A 25,601-nucleotide genomic window follows, 5' to 3' on the forward strand; every position below is an offset into this window, starting at 1 on the left:
AGGTGGTCATGAGGACTTTGGAAGTATTTCTGGAAAATAAAGCTATTTATCTAATTTCTTATCGAATATTGGGTATGGAGAGATGTTGAATGTTGTAAGCGCAAAGGCGCAAGTAATATTAAAAAAAGACTGTTATAAGGTGCAAAGATTTTATCTCCGATAAAATTGATAACGTATATTCTTTACTGAAAATCTCATATTGAGCGAAGTCGAAATGTTCTTACACCTTAAAATCATACATAAAGTGAAAAAAACCTTTGCGACATTGCGATTACCCAACAAAGCTCAGGTATATAGGAACAAAAAAGCGCACCCTTCGGGTACGCTTTGTATTGTATACACTGAATACTATCCGTGTAATTCAGCTAAATATTTCTCTGCATCCATTGCCGCCATACATCCGCTTCCCGCAGCTGTAATAGCCTGTCTGTAGATATGATCCTGAACATCTCCGGCCGCAAATACCCCCGGAAGATTCGTTCTTGAAGAACCTTTTTCAGTCACAATATATCCGTTTTCATCAAGATCTACCTGACCTGCGAAGATATCCGTATTCGGCTTGTGACCGATGGCGATAAAGATCCCTTCCACATCCACTGTAGATTTCTCCTGAGTCTGATTGTTGATGATTACAGCTCTTTCTACAAGGCTGTTTTCTCCTTCAATCCCGATTAATTCATGGTGGAATTTCACTTCGATATTCGGCGTATTTTCCACTCTGTGAACCATTGCTTTTGAAGCTCTGAAAACATCTTTTCTTACCAACAGCGTTACTTTTTTACAAAGCTTTGCTAGGTATGTAGCCTCTTCAGCAGCTGTATCACCCGCTCCTACTACTACAACATCTTTTCCTCTGTAGAAGAATCCGTCACAAGTAGCACAAGCTGATACACCGCCTCCTGCATATTTTTTCTCATCTTCAAGACCTAAATATTTTGCAGTAGCTCCTGTAGAGATAATAACTGTTTTGGCAAGGATCTCCTTGTTTCCTGCATATAATTTGTGAACACCGCCTGTTTCCTTAGAGAATTCAGCTTTAGTGATCATTTCGTAATGAACTTTGGTATCAAATCTTTCTGCCTGTTTTTGCAGATCCATCATCATTTCAGGACCTGTAATCCCGGCTGGATACCCTGGGAAGTTATCCACTTCAGTAGTGGTTGTTAATTGTCCGCCCGGCTCCAAACCTGTATACAATTCAGGTTTTAAGTCTGCTCTTGCTGCATAGATAGCAGCTGTGAAACCAGAAGGCCCAGATCCAACGATCACACAATCTAAAATGTTTTGCTCCATAATTTGCTTTGTTCGAAAAGATTTAATTTGAATTAGACCGCTAATTTCGGAATTTTTAATTTCTTTTTAAAGTTATTTTAATGATACTTGTCAATATCTGATATGTTGAATTTCGATGGTAACTGTTGTGGGGTGAATTCCGGGGTTCGGGATTCGAGATTCGGGGTGCGGGTTTCGGGATTCGGGTTATTGTGTTACGGAATTTAGATTGGCAGGAAATTTAAAACTTTTTTTAATGTCCTTTATCCACCATATCCCGAATCTCACTATCCCGTAACACGCATCACGCAACACGCAACACGCAACTCGCTACCTCGCATCTCGCCTCACACCTTCATTTTAATCTTATCTACATTGATGATCTTATACACAAGTTCCCGAATAAGCTCAGCTTCTCCCATATTTACCGCTCCAAGTCCTTTTCCTTTCATATCGAATTCACGTAAAATAGAAATGACTCTTGTAGCATGTTTCAAAGGGTAAAGTCTGGCACTTTCCGCGTAGTCTTTGATAAAATAAGGATTCACTCCCATCTGTGAAGCAATGGTCTGTGGAGACTGCCCTGCCATGGTCTGATAGATAATAACGTTTGAAAAATAATTATAAAGGCTTGCCAGCATCATGACAAAAGGATTATTCTTCGGGTTTTTACCCATAAAATGAGCAATCTTAAAGGCTGCATTGGCATTTTTAGTTCCTAAAGCCTTCTGGAGCTCAAAAATATTATATTCTTTGCTGATTCCTATATGATTTTCAACGATGGTTCCATCAAGGATTTCTCCTTCTTTAAGGATCATCTTCAGCTTGTTCAGCTCGTTGGCAATTCTGGACAGGTCATTTCCCAGATATTCTGCCAGCAGATGGGAAATATTGGGAGCTGTATTGATTTTAAGCTTTACACACTCATCTGAAATCCATTTGGCAAGGTTGCTTTCCTTTACAGATTCGCTAAGGAAAAGAACTTTGGCTTTATCTAAAGCTTTGGCAGCCTTTTTTCTGCTATCCAGTTTCTTGTGTTTATGAGCAAAAACCAATACCGTTGAAGGAACGGGATTTTCTACATAGGCTTCCAGAATTCTGTTTTCCTCTTCATTGAATCGTAAATCCTGAGCTTCTTTCACAATAATCACCTGTTTGTCTCCCATCATCGGAAACTGTCTTGCCAGGGAAAGAACTTCCTGATAAGAAGTATCTTTTCCATAAGTAACAGTCTGGTTGAAAGCTTTTTCATCTTCTTCCAAAAAGTTATGTTCAAGAGCCTTTACAGCGACATCAATAAAGTAAGCTTCTTCTCCGTGGAAAAAATAAATAGGTAAAACTTCTTTATTTTTAATATTTTTGAGGATTAAATCTAATTCTTTCATCTTATTAATGGAACTTCCAAAACTGAATTTTCAGGAAACTTTTGATTTTAAATTCAAGAAAGACAAAGATAAGTTTTTTATTTATGATTTGGTCCGCAAAACTTATCTTCTGCTCACTCCTGAGGAATGGGTCAGACAACATTGGGTACATTATTATCTTACTGTAAAATCCTACTCCACATCTGCCCTGATTACCGAAAAAAAGATTATCCTGAATGGTCTTACCAAAAGAATTGACCTTCTGGTTACTGAAAAAACCGAACCTATAATTCTGATTGAATGTAAAGCTCCGCAGATCAAATTAACGGAAAAAACTTTTGAACAGACTGCCCGATACAATTCTATTATCGGTGCCAGGGAAATTATTTTAACAAACGGTTTGCAGCACATTAATGCCTATTATGAAAATGAGCAATACCAGTTTTACAAACCTGAGTAAGGCTTATAACATCAGATAATTTCTGAAAAGTATTAAATAATATTCTATCAATATTCTTTCTGAGTTATTTTTATTAATTTCGATAAGATTTTTTCTCAACACTAATATCACAAATTTTTACACGAATTGCACAATTGTTATTGGTTGTATTTGTGAAAGGATTAGTGTAGTTTATATTAAAATAAATTACAAAAATATGATACGTTCCATCTTATTAACTGCAATGATTATGGCTTCAGGAAATCTTTTCAGTCAGATACTTAAACCTGTTTCCTACCAGGACGGTTCCCAGAAACTTAATGGTCTCATCACTTCCAATGCCGGAAAAAAACTTCCCGGAGTACTGATTCTTCCAGCCTGGAAAGGTATTGACGAAGAAGCTAAAACAGCCGCTATTGAACTCGAAAAGCAAGGGTATATTGCTTTTATTGCTGATATTTACGGTGAAGGGAAAATTCCTGCAGATAACGAATCTGCTGCAAAAAGCTCAGGGTATTACAAACAGAATTATCAGGAGTACCAGAAAAGAATTTCGCTGGCATTGGAGCAGTTGAAGAAAAACGGAGCCATTTCTGATAAGGTAGCAGTAATCGGCTACTGCTTCGGAGGTACGGGAGCATTGGAATCCGCAAGAGGACATCTGCCTGTAGCAGGTGTTGTTTCCATCCACGGAAGTCTGGGCAGAGATCAGAGCAGAAAGAATGAAGCTTTGACAGCTAAAATTCTTGTTGAAAATCCGGCAGATGATAAAAGCGTGACCCCTGAAGATTACAATAACCTCATCAAAGAAATGAACGATGGAAATGCCGACTGGCAGATTATCACGTATGCCCATTCCAAACATACTTTCACAGATCCGAAATCACCGGATTATAATCCGGCAATGGCCAAAAGAGCATGGAACCACACATTGCTGTTCCTGAAAGAAATTTTGAAATAAACATAAAAAAGGCAAATTCGTGAATCAATGAATTTGCCTTTATTTTTTACCTGAATCAATTATGGTTGAGCCTCCAGCTCAACATCATATTTTTTTGGAGAATATTTGGTAAGAGAACCTGTTGCAGCATCAATTCCCACTCCTATTGCTCCTCCAAGAATAATATTGAGTAAAGTTACGGCATTAAAAGTTTTTGTCAGTTTTACTTCTTTCTTCTCAAATCCTTCTTTTTCAAATGTAACCATTTGCTTACCCAAACCTCTTGGAATTTTGGTTGTACAAGGTGTTGTACATTTTTCAATTCCCTTGTGAAATACTTTTGCCCCTTCAGGGTTTGAAGTAAAAGCTATTGGATCCTGAGTTCCTGTAAAAATGGTTGCACATGAAGTGGTAGAAAGCGCAATACTCAGGGACAGCACAATTGATAATTTGTTTTTCATAGATCTTAGTCGTTCATTTTTTAAGTCCGCGAACTTACAAAATAATTCAAAAATCAGTACTATCAATCAGAACAAATATTTCAAAAAATATAGTATTAACCTATGTTCTCATTACCTGCTTCCTGAAATCTGATCTCAAAAGACTCAATACCATACAATTGCATCGTCTTTTGAAAATTGGGAATAAAAAAAACAAACCCACTGATATGCAGATTTGCTTTTATATTTTTTTAACAGCTTTTTTAGTCTACGCCTTCCTCTTCCCTATGCACCAATTCCATAGAAAATGCAGGAAGGCAGATCGCAAGATATTCACATGGTTCTGAAAACGGATTACTATAACGGATTCTTGCTCCTTTTTCAATAAGGATGCTCTGTCCTTTTTCAAGAACAACAATTTCTCCGTCTATTTCAAATTGCTTTTTTCCTGAAATAATGTAGGTAAATTCATCAAACTCAGGAGTCTGGTGAGGCTCACTCCAATCCGGAGGTGCTACCATATGAGCAATGGAAACAGTAGAATTTCCTGTAGAGTTTCCCCAGTGTTCTTCAATCAGTTTTCCATCTGTTGTAGGAACTACAAATGGTGACTGCTGGATTTTATATTTTTTCATATCCAATCTTCTTTTTTAATTTCATACACGAAATTGGTTCTTGTAGGTTCTGCAAAATAAGCCACTTCTTCTTCAGCAATCTTTTGACCTCCCAGTCTTTCCAAAGCTGTCTGCGAACGGAAATTCTCTTTTCCAATGTGAAAATGAACTTTGTCTACAAACTGGAAGATATAATCCAGCATCAGCTTTTTAACCTTAGGATTAATGCCTTTTCCCCATGATTTTGTTCCGTAGAAAGTATATCCAATGAAAATATGATTGTTCTCTTCATCAAAATCATAATAACGGCTGCTTCCCAATACATCTCCGGTAGCTTTCTCCATAATTTTGAAAGCACCTTTACTCTCCATAGCTCCTGTGAAAAAGTTTTCAAAAACTTCTCTCTTATAACGGTCTTTGTTAGGATGCTGTTCCCAGACTTTAGGATCGGAAGCCACTTCATATAAAGATTCAAAATCCCCTTGCTGTAAGGGGATTAATTGAAATTCTTCATTCTCTAAAACAGGCTGAACAGAAAAATTCATTGCTTAGCCTTTTTTAGTAGAATCTGATTCTATTTTCTTGATTTCTTTCAACTTGTCGGAAATCTTGATGACAGTGTCTAATTTGGACGGTTTCAAAGGAACTTCTGCCTGAGCCATATCCCATTTGATAACCAGGTTTCCTGAGTTTTCATCTGTAGGATTTAAAGTGATTTCAAACCATTCCTGTTTGTCTGTCAGTTTGTTAACCGGTACCGTAACGTCTACTACATCCTGTTTTGGATCGTAAGTATAAGCTCCCCATTGCTGGAAATCTTTATTAAGGATAACTTTCCATTCTTTTTCTGTAGGAACGATGAACAATCCGTATGTTCCTGCAGGCACTGTTTTCCCACCGAAGTTAACGGCCTGTCCGAAAGTAATTTTTGTAGAAGAGTTCGCTCCCGCTCTCCAAACCTGGCCATAAGGAACCAGTTCTCCGAAAATTTTACGTCCCTTCACTCCCGGTCTTCCATAATCAATGGTAATTTTAGACATTGAAAACTGCTGCTCAACCTTCTGGCGCGGACTTGCTGCCGGCACAGAATAATCCTGAGCAAAACTGAATGCTGAAACTGAAATGCAAACTGCTGCTAGTAACTTTTTCACGTGTAAATTTTTGTTTAAAATTACAAAATTCAGAGCGAATTAGCTTTCATAAACTTCGTTAAAATTTGTTTTACCGATATTTTTCTATACAGGTATTTTTTAACCAAATCCTTTTTAAAATTAAATAATCAACTATTAAATATTTTACTTTTCTTAATAGTTTTCCCTTTTCCAAATAGTATTGAAAAACAGGATAAGAATAAATTATTTTCTAAAATAATATAGCCTTTTCCAATTCCAACAGCTTTTGTTTCCTCCAGATTCCACCTCCATAGCCTGTTAATTGTCCGTTGCTTCCAATTACGCGATGACAAGGGATTATAATGGATATCTTATTCAGACCATTAGCATTGGCTACAGCTCTTACGGATTTAGGATTTCCCATAATATCTGCCTGTTCCTGATAGCTTCTTGTTGCACCATAAGGAATTTCCTGAAGAATAGCCCAGACTTCTTTCTGAAAAGCTGTTCCTACAGGGGAAATAGGAACTGTAAATGCGGTTCTTTTTCCTTCAAAATACTCTTTCAATTCTTCTTCCAGCGTAACAAAATGAGGATTTTCTCCTTGTATAATGTTTGCTTTAAAATATTCCGCAACACTTTTTAATTCTGTCGGAAGCGCTTTTCTGTCGGAAAATTCTAAAAGACAGATTCCATGTTCATCGGCACAGGCTATCATTGTTCCCAGCATCGTTTCTATTCTCTTCAGATCAATGATCTTTTCCATGGAATTATTCTTAGGTGATACTCCAAAAATATTTTTAAAACTCTCATTAAAACCGCTCAGACTTTCATATCCTGTGTCAAATGCTACCTCTGTAACCGATTCTCCCTGTTGAAGTTTTTTAAATGCTGTATTGAGTTTTGACATTCTCTGGAAAGCATGAAACGTAATCCCATGGTGTTTCAGAAACCATCTGCGGACTGTTGCGGGTTCCAATCCTCTTTTTACAAGATCGTAATCTTTAAGCTTTAATGCGGGATCGTTGGCAATTTCTTTCAATAAATCTTTGATATACGGAGGTGTGGCATTGAGGTTTTCCAAAGGTCTGCACACTTTACACGGGCGATATCCTTTGAGCATTGCATCTTTGGTATTGGAAAAAAACTCTACATTTTCAAATTTCGGTTTCCGTGCGGTACAGGTCGGTCTGCAGAATATCCCTGTGGTTTTTACGCCCATCCAGAATATCCCTTCAAATGAAACATCTTTGATATAAGATGCCTCGTACATTATTTTTTCTGTAAGTTCCATCATGAGATAAAAAGAGGTGAAAAACTTCTTACGTTTGTAATTTCCTGACTTGCTTTTTCGAGCTCTCGGTAGATATGTCTGTACATAAAAGCACCTGAAGTAACTCTTTTTACCCCTAATGCTTTAAGCGTATCAAAATCGGGTAAATCAGGAAGAGCCATAACATTCACGGGAAGAAAAGTAGCTTCTGTAATAGTTCTGATCTCCTTTTCAGCTGTCATGCCCGGAATGAAAACGCCATCGGCTTTAAGTTCTTCAAACAGTTTGATTCTCTCTAAAGTTTCTTCCAGCGCATTTTCAATATTCAGTAAAAAAGGATCTGTGCGTACATTGATAAATACCTTATCTCTGTTTTCTCCTAATTTGATAAAAATATCTTTTAATTTTTCATAGAAAACATCTCTGTTTATGAGTTCTCGTATTCCGTCAATAACGTTGGTATCTTCAATATTAATCCCCGATATTCCAATTTCTATAAGTTTCATGATATTTGAAACTACCGTATCATTTTCAAGACCATATCCGGATTCCAGATCTACCGACAAAGGAATTGAAACGGAAGCTCTGATTCTCTTGATGATATAAAAATATTCTTCAAAGGTCATCTCTTCTCCATCTTCATATCCTAAACTCAGTGCGACTGCCGAACTTGAGGTTGCCAATGCTTTATAGCCCAGCTTTTCGTATACCTTTGCGCTTTCTACATTCCATACATTACCCAAAAGTAACGGTTCTTCACCATGATGTAACTGTTTAAAACTGATCATAATTTTTTTATTCAAAAGTAGAAAGATTACTACCTGTTCTACAACCGAAAAATGAACACCTATTTTTTATAATTCTCCGAATGTAAATTTTGGTTTAAAATAAGATGGCCTTTTCAAGCTCCAGCAGTTTTTGTTTTCTCCAGATTCCTCCTGCATAGCCTACCAATTCACCGTTTGAGCCTATCACACGATGACAGGGAATCAAAATCGCAATTTTATTGATTCCATTGGCTGTTCCTACGGCACGTATCGCTTTCGGGTTTCCCAGTATTTCTGACTGCTGCTTGTAGGTTCTTATCTCTCCCATCGGAATTTCACGCAGCAGCTGCCAGACCTTCTCCTGAAACTCTGTTCCGGTAGTAAACAACGGAACTTCAAAACGGTTTCTTTTTCCCTCAAAATATTCTTTCAGTTCGTTCTCCAGCTGTACAAAATGAAGATGCTCTTTTTCTGCAATATCAGCTTTTAAAACTTTTGACAGGGCCTTCAGCTGTTTTTCGATATTCTTCCGGTCAGTAAATTCAAGCAGACAGATTCCCTGATCCACGGCACAGGCGATCATTTCACCCAAAGGGGTTGATATATTTTTTTGGTGTATAATTTCCATTCGTTTAAAAGTAAGCATTTTTGGAAATCATACTTGTTTTTAATCCGTTAAAATTATTTTTATCTGTTCAACATGCCTTTGATTGTGGTAAATAACAAACCGGAAAGTGTCTCCCAGCTTCAGCCTGATCAGCTTTGAGATACTGATATTTGTTTTTGTCTTTTCCAGATCAACCTTTTGTGCTTTTTCCAATAACTCAAGCATTTTTTCCTGCTGTTTTATGAATGTATCCACTACACCTTTATCCAGATTACTGTGGATAGGATTCATGGCTTTAAGCGTTTTCATCTTATTCAGATTCTCTTTGGGAAGCATGCTTTTAGCAAAATAGTTTCCAAGAATCCCGGGCTTAAAAAAAGTTGATGAGGATTTTCCAGCATAGGAAATAGCACGGCTTATTTCAGGAATATAGAAATCACCATAGCGGTTGAGATGTTCCAGGCATTCCAATATACTCCAGCTGTCTGCGGAAGTTCTGAAATTCAGATCATGTTCAGTCTTTGAAGACAACATTTCAGCAAACTGTAAATGCTGCTTTGTTCTGTTTTTTAACTCATCCAGTAATTCTGAGGTTGAAATTTTCATTACGTTTTTTATGCAAATATGCTGATCTGGTTGTTCTTAAATCTTGACTGAACTCAAGATTTTTTCAGTCTGGACAAGGTTTCCGGTGACATTCTCAGATAATTGGCGATATATTTATTGGGAACTTCCTGAAACAGCTTCGGACTTCGTTTTAAAACTCTTTCAAAGCGTTCTCCGGGAGCATTGATCAGCAGATCTTTTTCTCTTTCAAGCTGTTGTAGTACGAGATCTTCCAGAACACTCATCCAGAATTTCATGTGTTCTTCATTTGATTGTATCAACGCATAGAAATCCTTTTTCGAAGCTACTTTCACCGTTGTTTTCTTAATCGCCTGAATGTAAAGTTCCGAAGGCTTTCCCGACAAAAAGGAATCCAGGCTGACAATAATATTTCCTGTGTATCCGAAACGAATGATCCTTTCTTCATCTTCATCCATCATAAAGATCCGGACACTTCCTTTTTCTATAAAATAAATAGAGGTATCTGTACTGCCTGAAATCTTCAGAAACTCATTCCGTCTGAATGCTTTCTTTTCCCAATGGATTCCGCTCTGAAGCAATTTTTCAACCATTTCATTTTATTATTTGCTTTTCCAAAGATAATAGGTAATTTTAAAGTTTTAAAACACTAATCACTGATAATGCTCAAAAGAACAGTACTTTTCATACTGCTTTCTGCCGGATTGTATGGTATGAAAGCACAGCAGACCATCCCCTTCCGGATCACAAAACACAATAATATCATTGTCAAAACCCTTGTCAACAAAAAGGATTCTCTGGATCTGATGTTTCAGATCGCCATGAAGGATTATTCAATTTCTCCCGACAGCAAGCGCAAAGCAGGTCATCTTATTTTTAATAAAGAAGAAATCAGCGATAATAATACTGTTGAGATCGGAAAGATCATCCAGGAAAATGTGCGTTTTTTTGACAATCAGCTGACAGGTCATGAAGCGGACGGAAAAATCGGAACCGGAATTTTTGAAGGGAAAGCATTTAAAATTGATTACGATAACAACCAGTTTGTGATCTACGACAAAATGCCGGATCTGAAAGACTACCAACCCATCAATATCATTCTGGATCATGAAGGATTTTACCTAGCCGCAGATAATATCCTTGAAGATGATCAGCAGCAGGAAGCCTATTTTGTTTTGCAATCCGGGTTTTCAGGAGCTATACTCTACAGCAACGAATTCACTGAAAAAACAACAACTTGAAAAAAAATTGAAGATAACAGGAGAGAAAACCCTCAAGAATTCTGAAGGCAAAACTTTAATTACCCAACAAGCTGTTCTTCCCTATTTTAAATTGGGAAACAATGTGTTTAAAGATGTTTCCGTAGGGTTTTTCTCCGGGGAACTGAAAACACAAAATGTAAGTTATCTCGGTGCCGATATGCTCCGAAGATTTATCTGGATCTTTGATGCAGAAAGGAAAATGGCTTACATTAAACCCAGCAAATATTTTTCAGAACCTTATTACAAAATGAATTAGAATATGATAAACACTTTAATGCTAAAAAAAATCATTAAACCCAAAGCTGCCGCTGCTCTTTTACTTTTGCCATTGGCTATTATAAGCTGTAAGAAAGAAGAGAAAAAAACAGTGGTTACAGAAATAAAAACAACAAATGATTCTGTAAAAACGGTAAAAACTGAGGAGAAAATAGATTATATGGATTTTAATATTTTCAGTCTGTCTGTCATTTCATCCGCAGAAAAAGATTCTGATATTGATATTTTCATTTCTGTTTCGGATATCTATAAGGGAGTACAGCCTGTACCTGAAGCTATTATGAAAAACCAGAAACATATGACTTATGAGGAACGCCAGCATTTTGAACTGGATGCTCCCAGCAGAAAAAAACTGCTTGAAGGAATTCATCTCACAGAAAATGATTCTCTGTACATCTATGAGTATGGTTCTAATCAACTTCAAAAAATGCCAGTCAGCCAATTAAAAGCCGTGGCTTATTTAAGTCCTTATTCCGATGATCAGGATTTAGACCCGGATTCTTATATGATGGGATTCCAGGTAGCCACTCATCAAAAAACAACAGAATACGACCGTTATACTAATGCTATCGCTTATTTTGGGAATAAAAATCCTTTCGTAAACCATAAAATGAAAGCTGTGAAATGGCAAAAAGCTGATGCGGCCAGTTCAGGAAAATATTTTAGTCAGTCCAAACTTACCAAGGGAAAAACCTACCAGACACAATATGAAAATCTGACCTATTATCTTCAGGATTATCTTGAAGAAGGAAATATCACAGAACGTAAGCTTGCGGTCATCAATGATCGTAAGGAAAAAATTGCGGAAAAGACCTTCAGCCTTGCAGGAAGTGATGGCGTAGAGTTTGTTCCTCTGTATGGAATAGATGCTGATGAAGCCAATGTTTTCCAATATACCGGCCACCTGTTCAAAGGAAAGCCTCCTGTTATTTTTGGATTCATGGCACAGTCTTTTGGCTGTCCTTCCATCAGCTTTTTAGATCAAAAGGAGAAGGATTTCCCGATTAATTGTGATAACAGGCATTAATTCACTGAAAAATTATTCAGATTTCTACCGGAATAATCCATTATACACTCAGTTGTCCATTCCGTAGGAATCTATACTCTTATCATCTAAATAAAAGAAATCGGAATGACAAACTGTGAGGATAGTTCTTTAGAATAAATCTGCTTTAGCCAAAGCTTACTTTAGAATCAAGATATAAAAAACCAAATCTGTTGGTAAACGGATTTGGTTTTTATTTTCAATGCATTATTGCTCAGGATAATAGTTGTCTTTCAGATTCATAAAATAAGTTTCGGGCTCTTTAAAACCATTACTTTTCATAAATTTGATCACTACATTCAGATAGGCCTCTGAAGGAATAAAATCTGTTCCCATTTTTTCGGAAAACTTTTTATAGTCTTCTTCAAGCAGTTTGGGATTTTTGGCAAGTTGTTTTATATCGGTTCTGAAACCTTTGAATATAAACTTTAATGCTTCATAATTTCCGGGATAGGAAACAGTTCCGTGGGTTTCTCCTTCGAAAAAGCTATGTTTATAGTTTAATGATCCGTTTTTTTCTATCATTCCTTTAAATTCTTCAATAGCCTGGGTCATATCGGAGTTCCAGTTTTTCTGCTGTTCTTCATTGTCTGCCTGAGAAACATACAAAGATTTTTTTGCAGGAAAGTTCTTATTCTTTTCCAGATACTCTTTCGTTCTTTTGATGGTTACTTTATTGTCCCACCATAAACTGGGATCATTCGCAACATAAGCATTGAAATAATCCGGATGTAAAAGGAAGGTATTGATCGCAAACAGACCTCCGAAAGAATGGCCTACCAACACTGAATAATCCTGTGTTCTGTAGTTTTTATTAACGAATGGTTTCAATTCTTCCTGTATAAATTTTACAAAATTTTCACTTCCGCCACTGTCTGCAAAAAGAGTGATATTAGGGTTTACAGGACTTTTCTTCTGAGCTTTCGTTGGGGTAAGATCTCTTGTTCTTTCTGTATTTTTTATGCCTATCACAATACATTCAGGAATGTCGGCATAGGGAGTTCTGGCAATGAAATCCGTTAATCCTGTGTAATATTCAAAATTGATTTCTCCATCCAGAAGATAGATCACCGGGTATTTAGCAGGATTGATAGTATTGTCGTTATACGTTTTGGGCAGATGAACCCAGATTTCTCTGTTTTCATTTAGAACTTTTGAAAATACATTTTGCTTCTCCCCTATCGTTAGTTTTTCCTGGGATTTTCCAAATGTAAACAGTAAAAATACAGGAAGGTATATAATTTTAAACCAATTGTTCATGGTGTGAATCTTTTCTGTGTTGATGAATATTTTTAATTTCTTTATTCTTTTTGGGTGATTTGTTTCTGCGTCCCCACCAGATCAGAAATCCGGTAACCGGCAGACTGGTACAGATCATTCCGATAATGAATGTGAATATTTTACCAAACATTCCGCCCCAATACCCTACATGAAGGTCAAAGTTCATGTGCTCTATCACTTCGTGCTTCTGTACTTCTTCAGGATAATCAATTTCTTTTCCGGTGTATTTGTTGGTTTCCATCCTTTTTCCGTTGATAAGGCTTTTCAGACCAATAAACTGAGCTGCCACCACATGATAGACCGTTGCGGAATCATTTCTCGGAATACTCATTCTGAACTGTTTTGCATCAGGAAACTCCTTAAATTTTCTGTCAAGAAAATCAGTATAGGTCAGAGCTTTTTTCTCCGGATCAAACTTAGGTTCATATTTTTCTGCAATGGTATGGGCATCCACGGCTCCTCCGAAAGCCTGCTGGGTAAGATCGGTTAAGACCTTGTATGCCATAATCAATCCTGTAATGGTAATAAACACAGCCGGAAGCAATGAATAAAACCCAAAGACATTATGGAAATCGTAGTTTTTCCTGCGCCATTTCGTTCCGGATTTGATTTTAAAAGCAGTTGTTCTGGTTGTTTTGTTCCATTTTTTTGGCCACCAAAGAATAAGTCCACCGATAAGCTGAACAAAAAAGATGATGGAAGCAACGCCAACCACCGTTTTCCCAAACTTTCCTGCCAATAGCTGCGCATGAATATGGGCTACAACATAGAAAAACTCATAGCTTTTGGTAGAACCGATTACTTTTCCGGTGTAAGGGTCAAGATAATGATAGGCAAATACACCTCGTGGACCACGGCCTTTTTTCTTTGGTTTGTCTGCCTTGTCCGCACTTTTATCTTTAGGAGGCTTCGTTGCTGAAGCTACTCTGAAACTTCTGTCAGCATCTTTGTAGGTATCAAAATAGAACGCTTTTCTGTCCGGAACCTGCTGGTGAAAGTGGGCAAGCAACTCTTCGGGGGTCATTTTTTCTGCATTAGCCGGAGCCTGGACATATTTTGCGCTTCCGCCGCACAGATCAATGATTTCGTCACAGAAGACAAATACAGTTCCCGAAAGAGTAACAGTAAGCACAATGATTCCGGAAACCAGGCCGAGCCATAGATGCAGCCAGCCGGTGATCCTTTTGGTAAGGGATTTACCCTGCTTTTTTTTAGGATTCGTTTTATTATTTTTCATATCTGTTTTCATCCAATCAACAATGTAAGTGTAGAAAATGCAAAGGCGCAATTGTATTTATAATGGCGTGTTTGTAAAGTGAAAAGAGTTATTTCTGCTGCCGTTTACTTTAGCATATTTCAAGGCTTCAGAAATAGATATATTATAAATCAAAGCTTTGCACCTTTGCGGTTTTCCTCCTTATATTTTCGTTGAGATTATTTTTGTTTTTTTAGATTTAAAATTTGAATGCAAAATTGGCAAGAATTTCTCTTGGCTTCTGTGGCTGTCCGTAGAAGTTCCAGTAGTTTTCATTCAGCGCATTATTCATTTTCAGACCGATTCTGTATTTTTTCCTGTCATAAAAAACTGTTGCACCTACCGTAGTATAAGAAGGAGCAAGAAAATGATTGGTGATGTTGATATAGGTCTGGTCTACAAAATTAAATCCGGCTCCGAAACCAAGTCCTTCATATGCACCATCCATAATTTTGTAGCTTGTCCATAGATTGGCAACATGTTTTGGAGTCCAGGCAATTCTTTTTCCGCTGTCTTTGCTCCGGTCATCATATTTGTTATCATTATATCCGTATCCGGCAACGATATTCCATCCTTTGAAAGGGTTGGCAATGATCCCTATTTCCAGTCCCTGACTTTTGATATTCCCATCCTGAATACTTCCTATTCCGCCCGGATCTGCAACCAGTCTGTTTTTAACATTGATATTATAATAGCTTACGGTTGTCAGTAATTTTTTATGGAAAAGATCTACTTTGAAACCAGTTTCAATCTGATTTCCCTGTTCAGGATCCCACTTTGTCAGGATACCCACTTCATTCAGTGATGGAGCATAGTTTTTAAATCCATTCACATAATTGGCAAAGAATGAGATCTGATCTTTTACAATTTCATACACCAATCCGAACTTTGGTGAAAACTGGGTCTGGCTGTAACCGGAAACTTTATTTTCAGGATATCCGTTTTTGGTAGAGATCTCTACACCATTTACCACCATATCATCATTTTTATAGCTGTCTACTCTCAAACTGGCCATTACCAGCAAATTATCTGTGATATTTAAAACATTGGAAATATAACCGCTGATGGTTCTGAATCTTGTAATATCCGATTCTGTGGATTTTCTTTCCTTATTCATGAATTTGTTTCTTGAGATAGGATCCCATGCGGAAGAGCTGTCGAGATTCACTTTATCATAAGGCATGAAAACATTACTGTATCCGTTGGCCTCATAGTAAGGGAACTGATATTTTGTTGTTTGCTGGAAGTAATCTATTCCTACTACCAGACGGTTTCTTAACCCTGCTATTTTAAAATCTCCTGTAAAATTCTGCTGGATATTGTCTGTGGTCACTTTAAAGCTGTCAAAAGGACGGATCATTCTTTCTACCTGATTATTATTCAGATATCTGAGTACTAAAAAGATAGATTCGCTTTCATTGGCTTCTCCTCTTTGGTAAGATGTTCTTGAGGTCCATTGATCGTTGAATTTATGGGTAACCTCAGCCATTGTTACAAAATTGGTTCTTTTGGAACCGATATCATTACTTGTGAATGCTCTTTTATAAGCGACTTCCAGGTCTTTCATGGAGTGGAGAGTCAGCTTTTCTGAGTTTCTTACATAGGCATTCAATGTTTTGTCAGGAGCATGGAACTCCGTATCAAGTGTCACCGTGGTTTTGTCGCTTACTTTGTACAAAACACTTCCGGAGAAAAATAATCCTTTGTTGTAGCCTGCATCCTGGAAAGAATCCTGAGAATAGGCTGCGACATTGAATCTTGCCAATGCCGTTTTTTCTTTATTTAAAGGGGTATTTACATCGGCTGTGATCCTGTTCATTCCCCAGCTTCCGGTGGTATAGTTGATAATTCCCCCGAAGTTTTCCTGTGGTTTTTTCGTAACGATATTCACCACACCGCCATAATTGGCTAATGTTCCTCCGAATAAAGTTCCGGATGGACCTTTTATTACTTCTACTCTTTCGATATTAGCGATCTCAGACTGCACTCTTGGATTTTGAATCAATCCGTTTCTGAAACTGGCATTGGAACTGAAACCTCTCATGAAAATATCATTCCCGCTGTCGTTGACACTATTGCTTACGACAACACCTGGTGCGGAAGCCATCGCTGTATTGAAGTCCATTGCCCCCATTTCACTGATGATTTCTTTGGGAACGAGGTTGTAAACGGTTGGATTTTCAAGGTTTTCAAGAGGAAGTCTTGCGATAGATTCAGATTTTTTGGTTCTGTAATTGTGAGTTCCCTGGAGCGATACGGATTGAATTTCAGCCACTTTAATGGTATCTGTTTGCTGGGCACTCAGCATCGTTACGGCTAATAGAGCTGCAGAAATAATAGTTTTTTTCATGTTTATAATTAAGTTAGTTCTACAAAATTATTTTATTTTTATTAATTCTAAATAAAAACATGACACAAATCATAAAACTTACTCAATGAAATAGCCCATAAATAAAGGGTTTTCGAAAATTCCGAAAACCCTTTATTCAATCAATATATAAGTTTTTTTATTTATTTTTCCAATTTTTAATCATTTTCATATAGCGATCAATATTAATTTTTTCCTCCCGCAAAACATTACCTTCTATTTCTTTTGCGTTTGTATTATCCGCATACACAATTGTTTTGCCCAATACGGGATATATAATGAATAATGAGTCAAAAGTTTTACCACAGCTTTCATTATAATAATTTTTCTCAATAACAATCTTCTTTATTTTTTCATTTTCAGAAAAAAAATATCTTTTGGTATTTTCTCCACATTCTGGATGATTATTAAACTCAAGACCTTTTAATTTTCCATCTTTAAGATAGGCATAAGCAGGATGTAAAATATCACCATTGGATAAAACCTGATCAGAATCAAAAACAAATTTTTCAAATTCTTTTTTGTAATTTTTGCTAACAGGATTACATTGAAATAGTAATAGCAGTCCGAAAATACTCAGGACACAATTCTTTTTTACCATAAGGCCAATAAAAATAAAGGTAACTTATTGCTAAAGTTTTAATTTAACTGTCTTATATAACAGCAGCGGCCATCATCGACATATAATAATTGGCGCAATGCAGTGCATTAATTAAAACGATTTCTTTTTCCGGAAGGGTTTCATAGGCATCAGAGGTGGTGATCTGGTATTCGTAATTCATAGAAGTCCATTTCAGATGGGGTTTTATGATCATCAGCTCGATGCCGTCCTGAGCTGTAAGGACAAATGATTCTTTAAAAATGCCTCTGTGTTTAAAAAGATAGCCATTCTTCACGCCGTCAAAATAAGTCTGCACTACAATTTCCCCGTTCCAGTTCATTCTGAATTTCAGAAGGACTCTTTCCTGATCTTTCAGCTCAATGGTAGTTCCCCAAAAACCTTTCGGCTCTACCTGATAGATCTTACCATTTGCAATTTCAATGACAGCATTAAATTTAAACCAACTTGTGTAAGCAAGTTTCCCAATTAATTTTTCTTCTTTTGTAATTTCAAAAGTTAAAGAATTGCTTGATTTTGCATAATATTCTGCCATGGTTATATTTTGATTTGGTGGAATTGTATTAGTTTTTAAATAATAATAACAGCTTGAATTTTAACGCTCTAATTTATAAATAATTCGGCAAACATAAATGCATTTTTAGGTTGATGTGATTAAAATAATTGATAATTAATCGAAAGTTGTGTGTTTTCAATCAAGTTTTTCATAATAATGGTTTGAATCTGCATTTAGACTAATTTTAGGCTTTTCAAAAATCCCATTTAAAAATAGGTTTTGTAAGCAGCTGGTTGACCAAAATCAGTATAATGAAGTTCTATTTCAGGATTTATTCCATTATATAATTTATATGTACCCATTCCATAAAATTTACTTCTAAATGTATTGTCTTCATATAAAACTAAAGTATCAGCAGTGTGAGGAGCTTCCACACAGCAAATTGGCTTATCAAAATTCATGTTAATATATTTTCCATAGATATCCTGCTTTTTTAATGGAAAATTGATATTGAGAATACATATAACTCCTAATACAAAAGTGAGCGCAAATAGTGTTTTTTTCATAGAATAATTGATAATACCACAATATTCTTTTTAACCGAAATATTGACTAAACTAAATTATAGAATTTATATAGAAAAACCTCATAAATTGCTGAAATGTATGAGGTTTAAACTGTTTTTCAGATCAATTTCATTTAATCTTTGTAAGTGTCATTGTTTCATCATGATCTATACTTTCAGGCCGTTTCCCATTCATGTTGATCAGCATAAGGAATTTTGAATCGTTAACAGGTACGATAATTCCTAGCAGTCTTCCTTTTTCCTGATTATCTTTTAGTGCAATAAAATCAATATGAATTGGTGTCGTTTCCACATCAATTTTATATTTGAGTTCACCCTTTTGTCCATTATTAGGACCTCCGTGAATGATAAAATTCTTGCCGTCAATTTCTTCCCCGTTAATTGTAATAGATACATATCCATCTTTAGTAAAGCCTGCTTTGCCTTTACTCTTCCAGTAATCAATGGATTCCCAGTTTCCAACAATATTAAACTGGGATTTTTGAGCTTTGGCCTGAAAACCCATAATAAGTATAAACGCTATTACGCTTTTTAGAAAAGTCTGTTTTATTTTCAAATAAAAATTCATAGTAAACTTTTAATTAATTTTATAAACATAACCCTTACTGATATATCTGCTTTTATTTATTAATTCTGAAGGATAAAAAATGGTTCCATTAATCTCAACACTTTTAATCCGATATCTCCAGCTTCCATTATGGCTTGTGTAAATTTTTGTTGTTGAATTTGGATAAAGCTCAAGAACAATGGAAGAATCTTTTATTTCTATTTTTTCAAGAGACTTTGGATTTTTGATTTTATAGAAAGATCGAGGGGACAATATTCTATTTTCATAATTAAATGCAAAGCTATTAACTTCATTATCAATTGCTTTTGAGATGGGATAACTGTAATTGATCTTAATTATTTTTTTAGATCCAGTCAGGTTTTGAATATAGAAATCAGTTATCCAGGAACATCCTGAAAGCACTGTTACGAAAATACAACATAGAAATCCTATCGTAATTGATTTTATACTCATTATATTGAAGTTTAAATGGCTTTTGCAAAAATAAACAGAATCCTCTCTGTTTAGATTAAATGATAAAAAAATTCCGCAAGAAAACTTGCGGAATTTAAGTATTTATTCTGGCTCGAAATTACATTGTCTCCATTTTGAAGCTCATGCTTTCGATTACTTTTAAGATGGCTTCTACCGTATCCATTGAAGTTAAACAAGGAACACCGTTTTCCACACTCATTCTTCTGATCTGGAATCCGTCTCTTTCTGCCTGCTTACCTTTTGTAGTGGTATTCACAACATACTGAACTTTTCCTTTCTGGATCAGGTCAATAAGGTTTACATCTTCCTCTCCTATTTTGTATCCGATCTTGCAAGGGATTCCTTTTTCTTCGAAGAACTTCGCAGTACCTTCCGTAGCCCAGATTCTGAATCCAACTTCATGGAATCTTGCTGCAAGAGCTGCTGCTTCATCTTTATGCTTATCAGCTACTGTGAACAGGATAGATCCGTGCATAGGGACTTTTCTTCCCGCTGCTACCAATCCTTTGTAAAGTGCTTTTTCAAGGGTTGTATCTTTCCCCATAACTTCTCCTGTAGACTTCATTTCCGGGCCTAAAGAGATATCAACTTTCGTTAGCTTAGAGAAAGAGAATACCGGTACTTTTACAAATACGCCTTCTTTATTTGGAACCAATCCGTTTTCGTAACCTAAATCTTTCAGTTTTTGTCCCAGGATTGCCTTTGTTGCAAGGTTTGCCATCGGAACTTCTGTGATTTTAGATAAGAAAGGAACTGTTCTTGAAGAACGTGGATTTACTTCAATTACATAGACATTTCCTTCGAAAAGAACGTACTGGATATTCATTAATCCGATAACATTCAGTCCTTTTGCCAGTCTCTGCGTGTAATCTACCAAAGTATCGATTTCACTCTGAGAGATATTCTGTGGAGGATATACCGCGATTGAGTCTCCGGAGTGAACCCCTGCTCTTTCGATGTGCTCCATAATTCCAGGAATCACTACCGTTTCACCGTCGCAGATGGCATCTACTTCGATTTCTTTTCCTACCATGTACTTGTCGACCAAAACAGGGTGTTCAGGACTCGCATCTACTGCGTGCTCCATGTAGTGAGCCAATTCTGTTTCAGCATATACGATTTCCATTGCTCTACCTCCAAGAACGTAGCTTGGACGTACCAATACCGGATATCCGATTTCGTTGGCAATTTTTATCGCTTCTTCTTTGGAAGTTGAAGTTCTTCCTTTTGGCTGAGGAATTCCAAGCTCCTGAAGTGCTTTTTCAAATTTATCTCTGTTTTCAGCTCTGTCAAGATCTTCCAGTGAAGTTCCCAAAATCTGTACTCCGTGAGAGGCTAATTTATCTGCAAGGTTGATGGCAGTCTGTCCACCGAACTGTACCACTACTCCTTTAGGCTTTTCAAGCTCGATGATGTTCATTACATCTTCTTCAGTAAGCGGCTCGAAATATAATTTATCAGAGATGGAGAAGTCTGTAGAAACTGTCTCCGGGTTGTTGTTGATGATGATCGCTTCGTAACCCATTTCTTTGATTGCCCATACGGAGTGAACGGTTGCGTAGTCAAATTCTACTCCCTGCCCGATTCTGATTGGTCCTGAACCTAGTACGATGATTTTTTCTTTGTCAGAAACTACACTTTCATTTTCTTCTTCGTACGTACCGTAGAAGTAAGGTGTTTCACTTTCAAACTCAGCGGCGCAGGTGTCTACCATTTTGTACACCGGCATGATTCCGTTTTCTTTTCTGAAGTTGAAAACCTCACGCTCTTTTACATCCCAAAGAACTGCGATGTTGATGTCTGCAAAGCCTAATCTCTTCGCTTCAATCAGGGTTTCTTTATCGAATTTGTTTTCAGCGATTACTTTTTCGAAGTCAACCAGTTTTTTCAGCTTCCAGATGAAGAACTTGTCAATTTTACTCCATTCTACGATCTGCTCCCAGTCGTATCCTCTTCTTAAAGCATCCCCGATGATGAATAATCTTTCGTCATCACATACTCTGATTCTTCTTTCGATTTCTTCAGCAGTAAGTGCCTGAGCCTGCTTGGTTTTTAAACCTAAATGCTTGATTCCTGTTTCCAGTGAACGAATCGCTTTCTGTAATGATTCTTCAAGGTTTCTTCCGATTGCCATTACTTCTCCAGTAGCTTTCATCTGAGTAGAAAGTCTTCTGTCTGCCGTTTCGAATTTATCGAATGGGAATCTTGGGAATTTTGTTACCACATAGTCAAGAGCCGGCTCAAAACATGCGTATGTTTTTCCTGTTACCGGGTTCATGATTTCATCCAGAGTCAATCCTACAGCAATCTTTGCAGCAATCTTTGCAATCGGGTAACCTGTTGCTTTACTTGCTAATGCTGATGAACGGGAAACTCTCGGGTTTACTTCGATGATATAGTAATCGAATGAATGCGGATCTAAAGCTAACTGTACGTTACATCCTCCTTCAATTCCTAATGCTCTGATGATTTTCAGTGAAGCATTTCTCAGCAGCTGATATTCTCTGTCTGAAAGCGTCTGAGAAGGCGCAACTACGATAGAGTCTCCTGTGTGAACACCTACAGGGTCTATATTTTCCATGTTACAAACCACAATGGCGTTGTCGTTTGCATCACGCATTACTTCGTACTCAATTTCTTTGAATCCTGCGATTGATTTTTCAATAAGGCACTGTGTAACCGGGCTGTGCTTTAATCCCAATTCAGCGATTTCTTTCAATTCAGCTTCTGTGGAAGCGATACCACCTCCGGTTCCTCCCATTGTAAAGGCAGGACGAACAATTACAGGATATCCGATTTCATCTGCGAAAGCAAGCGCTCCTTCTACCGTATTGACAATATCAGATTCCGGTACCGGCTCGTTCAGTTCTCTCATCAGCTCACGGAAAAGGTCTCTGTCTTCTGCTCTGTTGATGGCAGAAAGCTTGGTTCCCAATACTTCCACTTTGCACTCTTCAAGAATTCCTGATTTCTCCAGTTCTACCGCCATGTTAAGACCTGTCTGGCCTCCAAGAGTTGGTAATAAAGCATCCGGACGTTCTTTTCTGATGATGTGGCTTACAAACTGTAATGAAATCGGCTCGATATATACTTTATCAGCGATTTCCACATCCGTCATGATCGTTGCAGGGTTTGAGTTGATCAAAATTACCTTGTAGCCTTCTTCTTTCAGAGACAGACAAGCCTGCGTTCCTGCGTAATCGAATTCAGCTGCCTGACCGATGATAATAGGTCCTGAACCGATTACTAAAATTGTTTTTATATCTGTACGTTTTGCCATTTTTCTTTTTTTAGATACAAGATGTTAGATGTCAGATTTCAGACTTCCAACAGGTTGTTTTACTTTTTTAAATTAGATTTGAATGTATAAATCATTCTTTGAATTTCATTTAGATTTGATATTAAACCATTAACCTTTTCTGCTTCAAGTAAATTTAATTCTCTAGTTAAAATTAACTGGGTCTGTAACTCAAAGGAGGATGCATTTGCTATTCCAAGAAAATGATAAAATTCTCTATCATTATTTCTTCCTGCACCTTCAGCTATATTTGAAGGAATAGAGATTACAGATCTTTTAATTTGAGAGATCAAACCAAACTTTTCATCTTTAGGTAACTCCGCACAAATGATATAAACCTGTTTTGCAAGTTCAATAGATTTCTGCCAAAAGACCAATTTTTCAAAATTATGCATGATAAAGTCTGCTATCTGATGTCTAATATCTGAAGTCACTCTTATTTCTTAAAGTCCTCCATCATTTGAATGAACTCATCAAACAGGTAGTTTGCATCTTCAGGACCCGGGCTTGCTTCAGGGTGATACTGAACGGAGAAGCAAGGGTGGATTTTGTGTTTTAATCCTTCGTTTGTTCTGTCATTCAGGGCGATGTGCGTTTCGATAAGGTCTGTCCCTTTTAAACTTTCCTGATCTACCGCATATCCGTGGTTTTGAGAAGTAATGGCTACTGTATTTTTCTCCAGATCCAATACCGGGTGGTTTCCTCCTCTGTGTCCGAATTTCAGTTTGAAAGTTTTTGCTCCGCAAGCAAGACCAATTAACTGGTGTCCTAAACAGATTCCGAAGATTGGAACTTTTCCTAATAATCCTCTGATCATGTCTAAAGCATGCGGTACATCTTCAGGGTCACCAGGACCGTTTGACAACATAATTCCGTCCGGATTCATCAACAGGATTTCTTCTGCTGTGGTATCCTGAGAAACCACGATGATGTCACAGTTTCTCTGAGACAGTTCTCTGATAATTCCCAGTTTGGCTCCGAAATCTACCAATACTACTTTGAAACCTCTGTTTGGATTAGCATAAGGTGTTTTTGTAGAAACCTCCTCAACCTGATTGGTAGGGAAAGTTGTTGATTTCAATTCAGAAGCTACTGCCGTTTCATCAGCATCAGCATTTACAATTTTTCCTTTTACCACTCCATGGTTACGAAGAACTCTTGTCAGTCTTCTGGTGTCGATTCCTGAAATTCCTGAAAGGTTTTTCTTTTTAAATAATTCATCTAAAGTGATCTGAGTACGGAAGTTGGAAGGAAGATCGCAAAGTTCTTTTACGATAAGTCCTTTGATTGCCGGCTCGATACTTTCATAATCATCACGGTTAATACCATAATTCCCGATAAGCGGATAGGTCATACAAACTATCTGACCGCAATACGATGGGTCAGAAATCAATTCCTGATACCCTGTCATTCCGGTATTGAAAACTACTTCCCCTGCAGTTTCCAATTCTGCTCCGAAACCTTCTCCATGAAACACTTCACCGGACTCCAGTATTAATTTTTTCTTCATTTTAAACTTTTATCTCTTATTATTTTATTATATGTCATTAACAGGTCGCCCCTACCGGGCTCTTTACCTTTTTACTTTTTACTTTTATCCTGGTTCTTATTTAAAAGTATACCCTTTGCTTTCCAATGCTCCTTTTAAGATGGCCATTCTTGCGAATACTCCGTTTTGCATTTGTTTGAAAACTCTTGATCTTTCGCATTCCACAAGATCCGAATCTATTTCCACTCCTCTGTTGATGGGAGCCGGATGCATGATGATCGCTTCTTTTTTCATCGCCTTTTCTCTTTCTTTCGTCAGACCATATCTTTTATGGTATTCTGAAGCGGTGAAGCTCATTGCGGAATCATGTCTTTCGTGCTGGATTCTTAATAGCATTAACACATCCACTTCGCCGATCAGTTCATCTACCGACATATAAGTTCCGTTGATCAAAGCTCCTTCGTCAAACCACTGTTCCGGTCCTGAGAAGTATACTTTGGCTCCCAGTCTTCTTAGCGCCTCTGCATTTGAGTTGGCTACACGGCTGTGTTTTACATCTCCTACAATTCCTACCTTAAGGCCTTCAAACTTTCCGAATTCCTGATAGATAGTCAGCAAATCCAGCATACATTGTGAAGGGTGATTTCCTGTTCCGTCTCCTCCGTTGATCACCGGAATGTTAATATTTTTCAGTTCTTCAAAGTATCTGTCTTTCTTATCGCGGATTACTACAAGGTTCACTCCTATACTTTCAATAGTCTTTACAGTGTCATAAAGACTCTCCCCTTTGTTTACCGAACTGTGTGATGCATCAAAAGGAACTACCTGAAGTCCCAGTTTTCTTTCTGCAAGATCAAAACTTGTTTTTGTTCTTGTACTGTCTTCGAAGAAAAGATTTGAGCAAAAAACTTCTCCTTCAATTTTAGCAGTTTTACCGTTTGCAAAAGCCAGTGCTTCTGTCAGTATACTGTTGATTCTCTCGGTGCTTAGTTCTGTAATCGTAAACATATTTCTAATTTTTGGGCATAAAAAAAGCGAAGACAACAATCTTCGCTAATAACAATAAATATCGTAAAGGGCGCTTTCGCCCGGTAAATCTAATGATATAAATGCTTTTTTATTCATTAGGTGCAAAGATACAACAATTTTATGAACTGGCAAAAATTATGTT

28 protein-coding genes are annotated in these 25,601 nt (G+C 37.1%); 5 read left to right on the forward strand and 23 right to left on the reverse strand.

Annotation, left to right across the window (positions count from 1 at the left end):
* Positions 1-348 precede the first annotated feature (348 nt).
* Positions 349-1,293: a thioredoxin-disulfide reductase gene (gene trxB, locus AB1278_RS15255; RefSeq protein ID WP_216444930.1), complete on the reverse strand. Its 945-nt coding sequence runs from the start codon at positions 1,291-1,293 to the stop codon at positions 349-351.
* Positions 1,294-1,619: 326 nt separating this feature from the next.
* Positions 1,620-2,657, reverse strand: a complete 1,038-nt coding sequence (gene holA / locus AB1278_RS15260) for a DNA polymerase III subunit delta (protein ID WP_429815446.1) — start codon at positions 2,655-2,657, stop codon at positions 1,620-1,622.
* A gap of 7 nt (positions 2,658-2,664) precedes the next feature.
* On the opposite strand from holA, the gene AB1278_RS15265 reads away from it, so the two are divergent.
* Together AB1278_RS15265 and AB1278_RS15270 are read left to right on the forward strand one after the other, a co-directional pair.
* Complete coding sequence (locus AB1278_RS15265) at positions 2,665-3,096, forward strand: type I restriction enzyme HsdR N-terminal domain-containing protein (RefSeq protein WP_062670636.1); 432 nt, start codon at positions 2,665-2,667, stop codon at positions 3,094-3,096.
* Between the two features lie 196 nt (positions 3,097-3,292).
* Positions 3,293-4,036 (forward strand): dienelactone hydrolase family protein, encoded by a 744-nt coding sequence (locus AB1278_RS15270; RefSeq protein WP_429815450.1) that lies wholly within the window; start codon positions 3,293-3,295, stop codon positions 4,034-4,036.
* Between the two features lie 59 nt (positions 4,037-4,095).
* On the opposite strand, the gene AB1278_RS15275 is transcribed toward AB1278_RS15270, so the two are convergent.
* The 9 genes from AB1278_RS15275 to AB1278_RS15315 form a co-directional block, all read right to left on the reverse strand.
* Positions 4,096-4,476, reverse strand: a complete 381-nt coding sequence (locus AB1278_RS15275) for a PEGA domain-containing protein (protein ID WP_202843801.1) — start codon at positions 4,474-4,476, stop codon at positions 4,096-4,098.
* A gap of 242 nt (positions 4,477-4,718) precedes the next feature.
* Positions 4,719-5,090, reverse strand: coding sequence for a cupin domain-containing protein (locus tag AB1278_RS15280; RefSeq protein WP_079241244.1), 372 nt, complete (start codon positions 5,088-5,090; stop codon positions 4,719-4,721).
* Positions 5,087-5,614, reverse strand: coding sequence for a GNAT family N-acetyltransferase (locus AB1278_RS15285; protein ID WP_288442471.1), 528 nt, complete (start codon positions 5,612-5,614; stop codon positions 5,087-5,089). The genes AB1278_RS15280 and AB1278_RS15285 overlap by 4 nt, the downstream gene beginning before the upstream one ends.
* Before the next feature lie 3 nt (positions 5,615-5,617).
* The gene (locus AB1278_RS15290; RefSeq protein ID WP_062670647.1) at positions 5,618-6,220 is read right to left on the reverse strand and encodes a DUF2911 domain-containing protein; all 603 of its coding nucleotides are present in this window, start codon (positions 6,218-6,220) and stop codon (positions 5,618-5,620) included.
* 211 nt (positions 6,221-6,431) lie between these two features.
* Complete coding sequence (locus AB1278_RS15295; protein WP_343642167.1) at positions 6,432-7,478, reverse strand: bifunctional transcriptional activator/DNA repair enzyme AdaA; 1,047 nt, start codon at positions 7,476-7,478, stop codon at positions 6,432-6,434.
* On the reverse strand, positions 7,475-8,242 hold the full coding sequence (locus AB1278_RS15300) for an isocitrate lyase/PEP mutase family protein (protein ID WP_343642166.1): 768 nt from the start codon (positions 8,240-8,242) through the stop codon (positions 7,475-7,477). Before AB1278_RS15300 ends, AB1278_RS15295 begins: the two co-directional genes overlap by 4 nt.
* A 94-nt stretch (positions 8,243-8,336) precedes the next feature.
* Entirely contained in the window at positions 8,337-8,849 is a 513-nt protein-coding gene (locus AB1278_RS15305) for a methylated-DNA--[protein]-cysteine S-methyltransferase (protein WP_343642164.1), read from the reverse strand.
* A gap of 39 nt (positions 8,850-8,888) precedes the next feature.
* Positions 8,889-9,434, reverse strand: coding sequence for a DinB family protein (locus AB1278_RS15310; protein WP_343642162.1), 546 nt, complete (start codon positions 9,432-9,434; stop codon positions 8,889-8,891).
* A 53-nt stretch (positions 9,435-9,487) separates the two neighbouring features.
* Complete coding sequence (locus tag AB1278_RS15315) at positions 9,488-10,006, reverse strand: Crp/Fnr family transcriptional regulator (protein ID WP_343642160.1); 519 nt, start codon at positions 10,004-10,006, stop codon at positions 9,488-9,490.
* A 69-nt stretch (positions 10,007-10,075) separates the two neighbouring features.
* Here AB1278_RS15315 and AB1278_RS15320 point away from each other — a divergent pair, with 69 nt between their 5' ends.
* The 3 genes from AB1278_RS15320 to AB1278_RS15330 are packed head-to-tail and all read left to right on the forward strand — an operon-like array spanning position 10,076 to position 11,978.
* Positions 10,076-10,654 carry a hypothetical protein gene (locus tag AB1278_RS15320; protein ID WP_429815457.1) on the forward strand — a complete coding sequence of 193 codons (579 nt, stop codon included), beginning with the start codon at positions 10,076-10,078 and terminating at the stop codon, positions 10,652-10,654.
* A gap of 7 nt (positions 10,655-10,661) precedes the next feature.
* Positions 10,662-10,931: a hypothetical protein gene (locus AB1278_RS15325; RefSeq protein WP_429815460.1), complete on the forward strand. Its 270-nt coding sequence runs from the start codon at positions 10,662-10,664 to the stop codon at positions 10,929-10,931.
* Positions 10,932-10,934: 3 nt separating this feature from the next.
* Positions 10,935-11,978, forward strand: coding sequence for a hypothetical protein (locus AB1278_RS15330; protein WP_429815463.1), 1,044 nt, complete (start codon positions 10,935-10,937; stop codon positions 11,976-11,978).
* A 225-nt stretch (positions 11,979-12,203) separates the two neighbouring features.
* Here AB1278_RS15330 and AB1278_RS15335 read toward each other — a convergent pair whose 3' ends face one another.
* The 12 genes from AB1278_RS15335 to AB1278_RS15390 form a co-directional block, all read right to left on the reverse strand.
* Positions 12,204-13,256: an alpha/beta hydrolase gene (locus AB1278_RS15335; RefSeq protein ID WP_429815465.1), complete on the reverse strand. Its 1,053-nt coding sequence runs from the start codon at positions 13,254-13,256 to the stop codon at positions 12,204-12,206.
* Complete coding sequence (locus AB1278_RS15340) at positions 13,240-14,514, reverse strand: PepSY-associated TM helix domain-containing protein (protein ID WP_429815468.1); 1,275 nt, start codon at positions 14,512-14,514, stop codon at positions 13,240-13,242. The genes AB1278_RS15335 and AB1278_RS15340 overlap by 17 nt, the downstream gene beginning before the upstream one ends.
* 217 nt (positions 14,515-14,731) lie before the next feature.
* Positions 14,732-16,882: a TonB-dependent siderophore receptor gene (locus AB1278_RS15345; RefSeq protein ID WP_343642151.1), complete on the reverse strand. Its 2,151-nt coding sequence runs from the start codon at positions 16,880-16,882 to the stop codon at positions 14,732-14,734.
* A 157-nt stretch (positions 16,883-17,039) separates the two neighbouring features.
* A complete protein-coding gene (locus AB1278_RS15350; protein ID WP_202843822.1) occupies positions 17,040-17,501 on the reverse strand; it encodes a hypothetical protein in 462 nt (153 codons plus the stop codon).
* A gap of 52 nt (positions 17,502-17,553) precedes the next feature.
* Positions 17,554-18,054, reverse strand: a complete 501-nt coding sequence (locus AB1278_RS15355) for a hypothetical protein (protein WP_202843823.1) — start codon at positions 18,052-18,054, stop codon at positions 17,554-17,556.
* Between the two features lie 227 nt (positions 18,055-18,281).
* Positions 18,282-18,581, reverse strand: coding sequence for a hypothetical protein (locus AB1278_RS15360; protein ID WP_429815473.1), 300 nt, complete (start codon positions 18,579-18,581; stop codon positions 18,282-18,284).
* Positions 18,582-18,710: 129 nt separating this feature from the next.
* Complete coding sequence (locus AB1278_RS15365; protein ID WP_202843825.1) at positions 18,711-19,169, reverse strand: hypothetical protein; 459 nt, start codon at positions 19,167-19,169, stop codon at positions 18,711-18,713.
* 9 nt (positions 19,170-19,178) lie between these two features.
* A complete protein-coding gene (locus AB1278_RS15370) occupies positions 19,179-19,622 on the reverse strand; it encodes a hypothetical protein (RefSeq protein ID WP_343642144.1) in 444 nt (147 codons plus the stop codon).
* 118 nt (positions 19,623-19,740) lie between these two features.
* The gene (gene carB / locus AB1278_RS15375; protein ID WP_429815477.1) at positions 19,741-22,923 is read right to left on the reverse strand and encodes a carbamoyl-phosphate synthase large subunit; all 3,183 of its coding nucleotides are present in this window, start codon (positions 22,921-22,923) and stop codon (positions 19,741-19,743) included.
* A 59-nt stretch (positions 22,924-22,982) separates the two neighbouring features.
* Positions 22,983-23,336 carry a four helix bundle protein gene (locus tag AB1278_RS15380; protein ID WP_062670677.1) on the reverse strand — a complete coding sequence of 118 codons (354 nt, stop codon included), beginning with the start codon at positions 23,334-23,336 and terminating at the stop codon, positions 22,983-22,985.
* 41 nt (positions 23,337-23,377) lie between these two features.
* Positions 23,378-24,451, reverse strand: a complete 1,074-nt coding sequence (locus AB1278_RS15385; RefSeq protein WP_121487400.1) for a carbamoyl phosphate synthase small subunit — start codon at positions 24,449-24,451, stop codon at positions 23,378-23,380.
* A gap of 96 nt (positions 24,452-24,547) precedes the next feature.
* Positions 24,548-25,438: an aspartate carbamoyltransferase catalytic subunit gene (locus AB1278_RS15390; protein WP_110011104.1), complete on the reverse strand. Its 891-nt coding sequence runs from the start codon at positions 25,436-25,438 to the stop codon at positions 24,548-24,550.
* Positions 25,439-25,601 lie beyond the last annotated feature (163 nt).

This window comes from Chryseobacterium sp. NRRL B-14798 (assembly GCF_050470705.1).
GTDB classification, from domain to species: domain Bacteria; phylum Bacteroidota; class Bacteroidia; order Flavobacteriales; family Weeksellaceae; genus Chryseobacterium; species Chryseobacterium cupriresistens.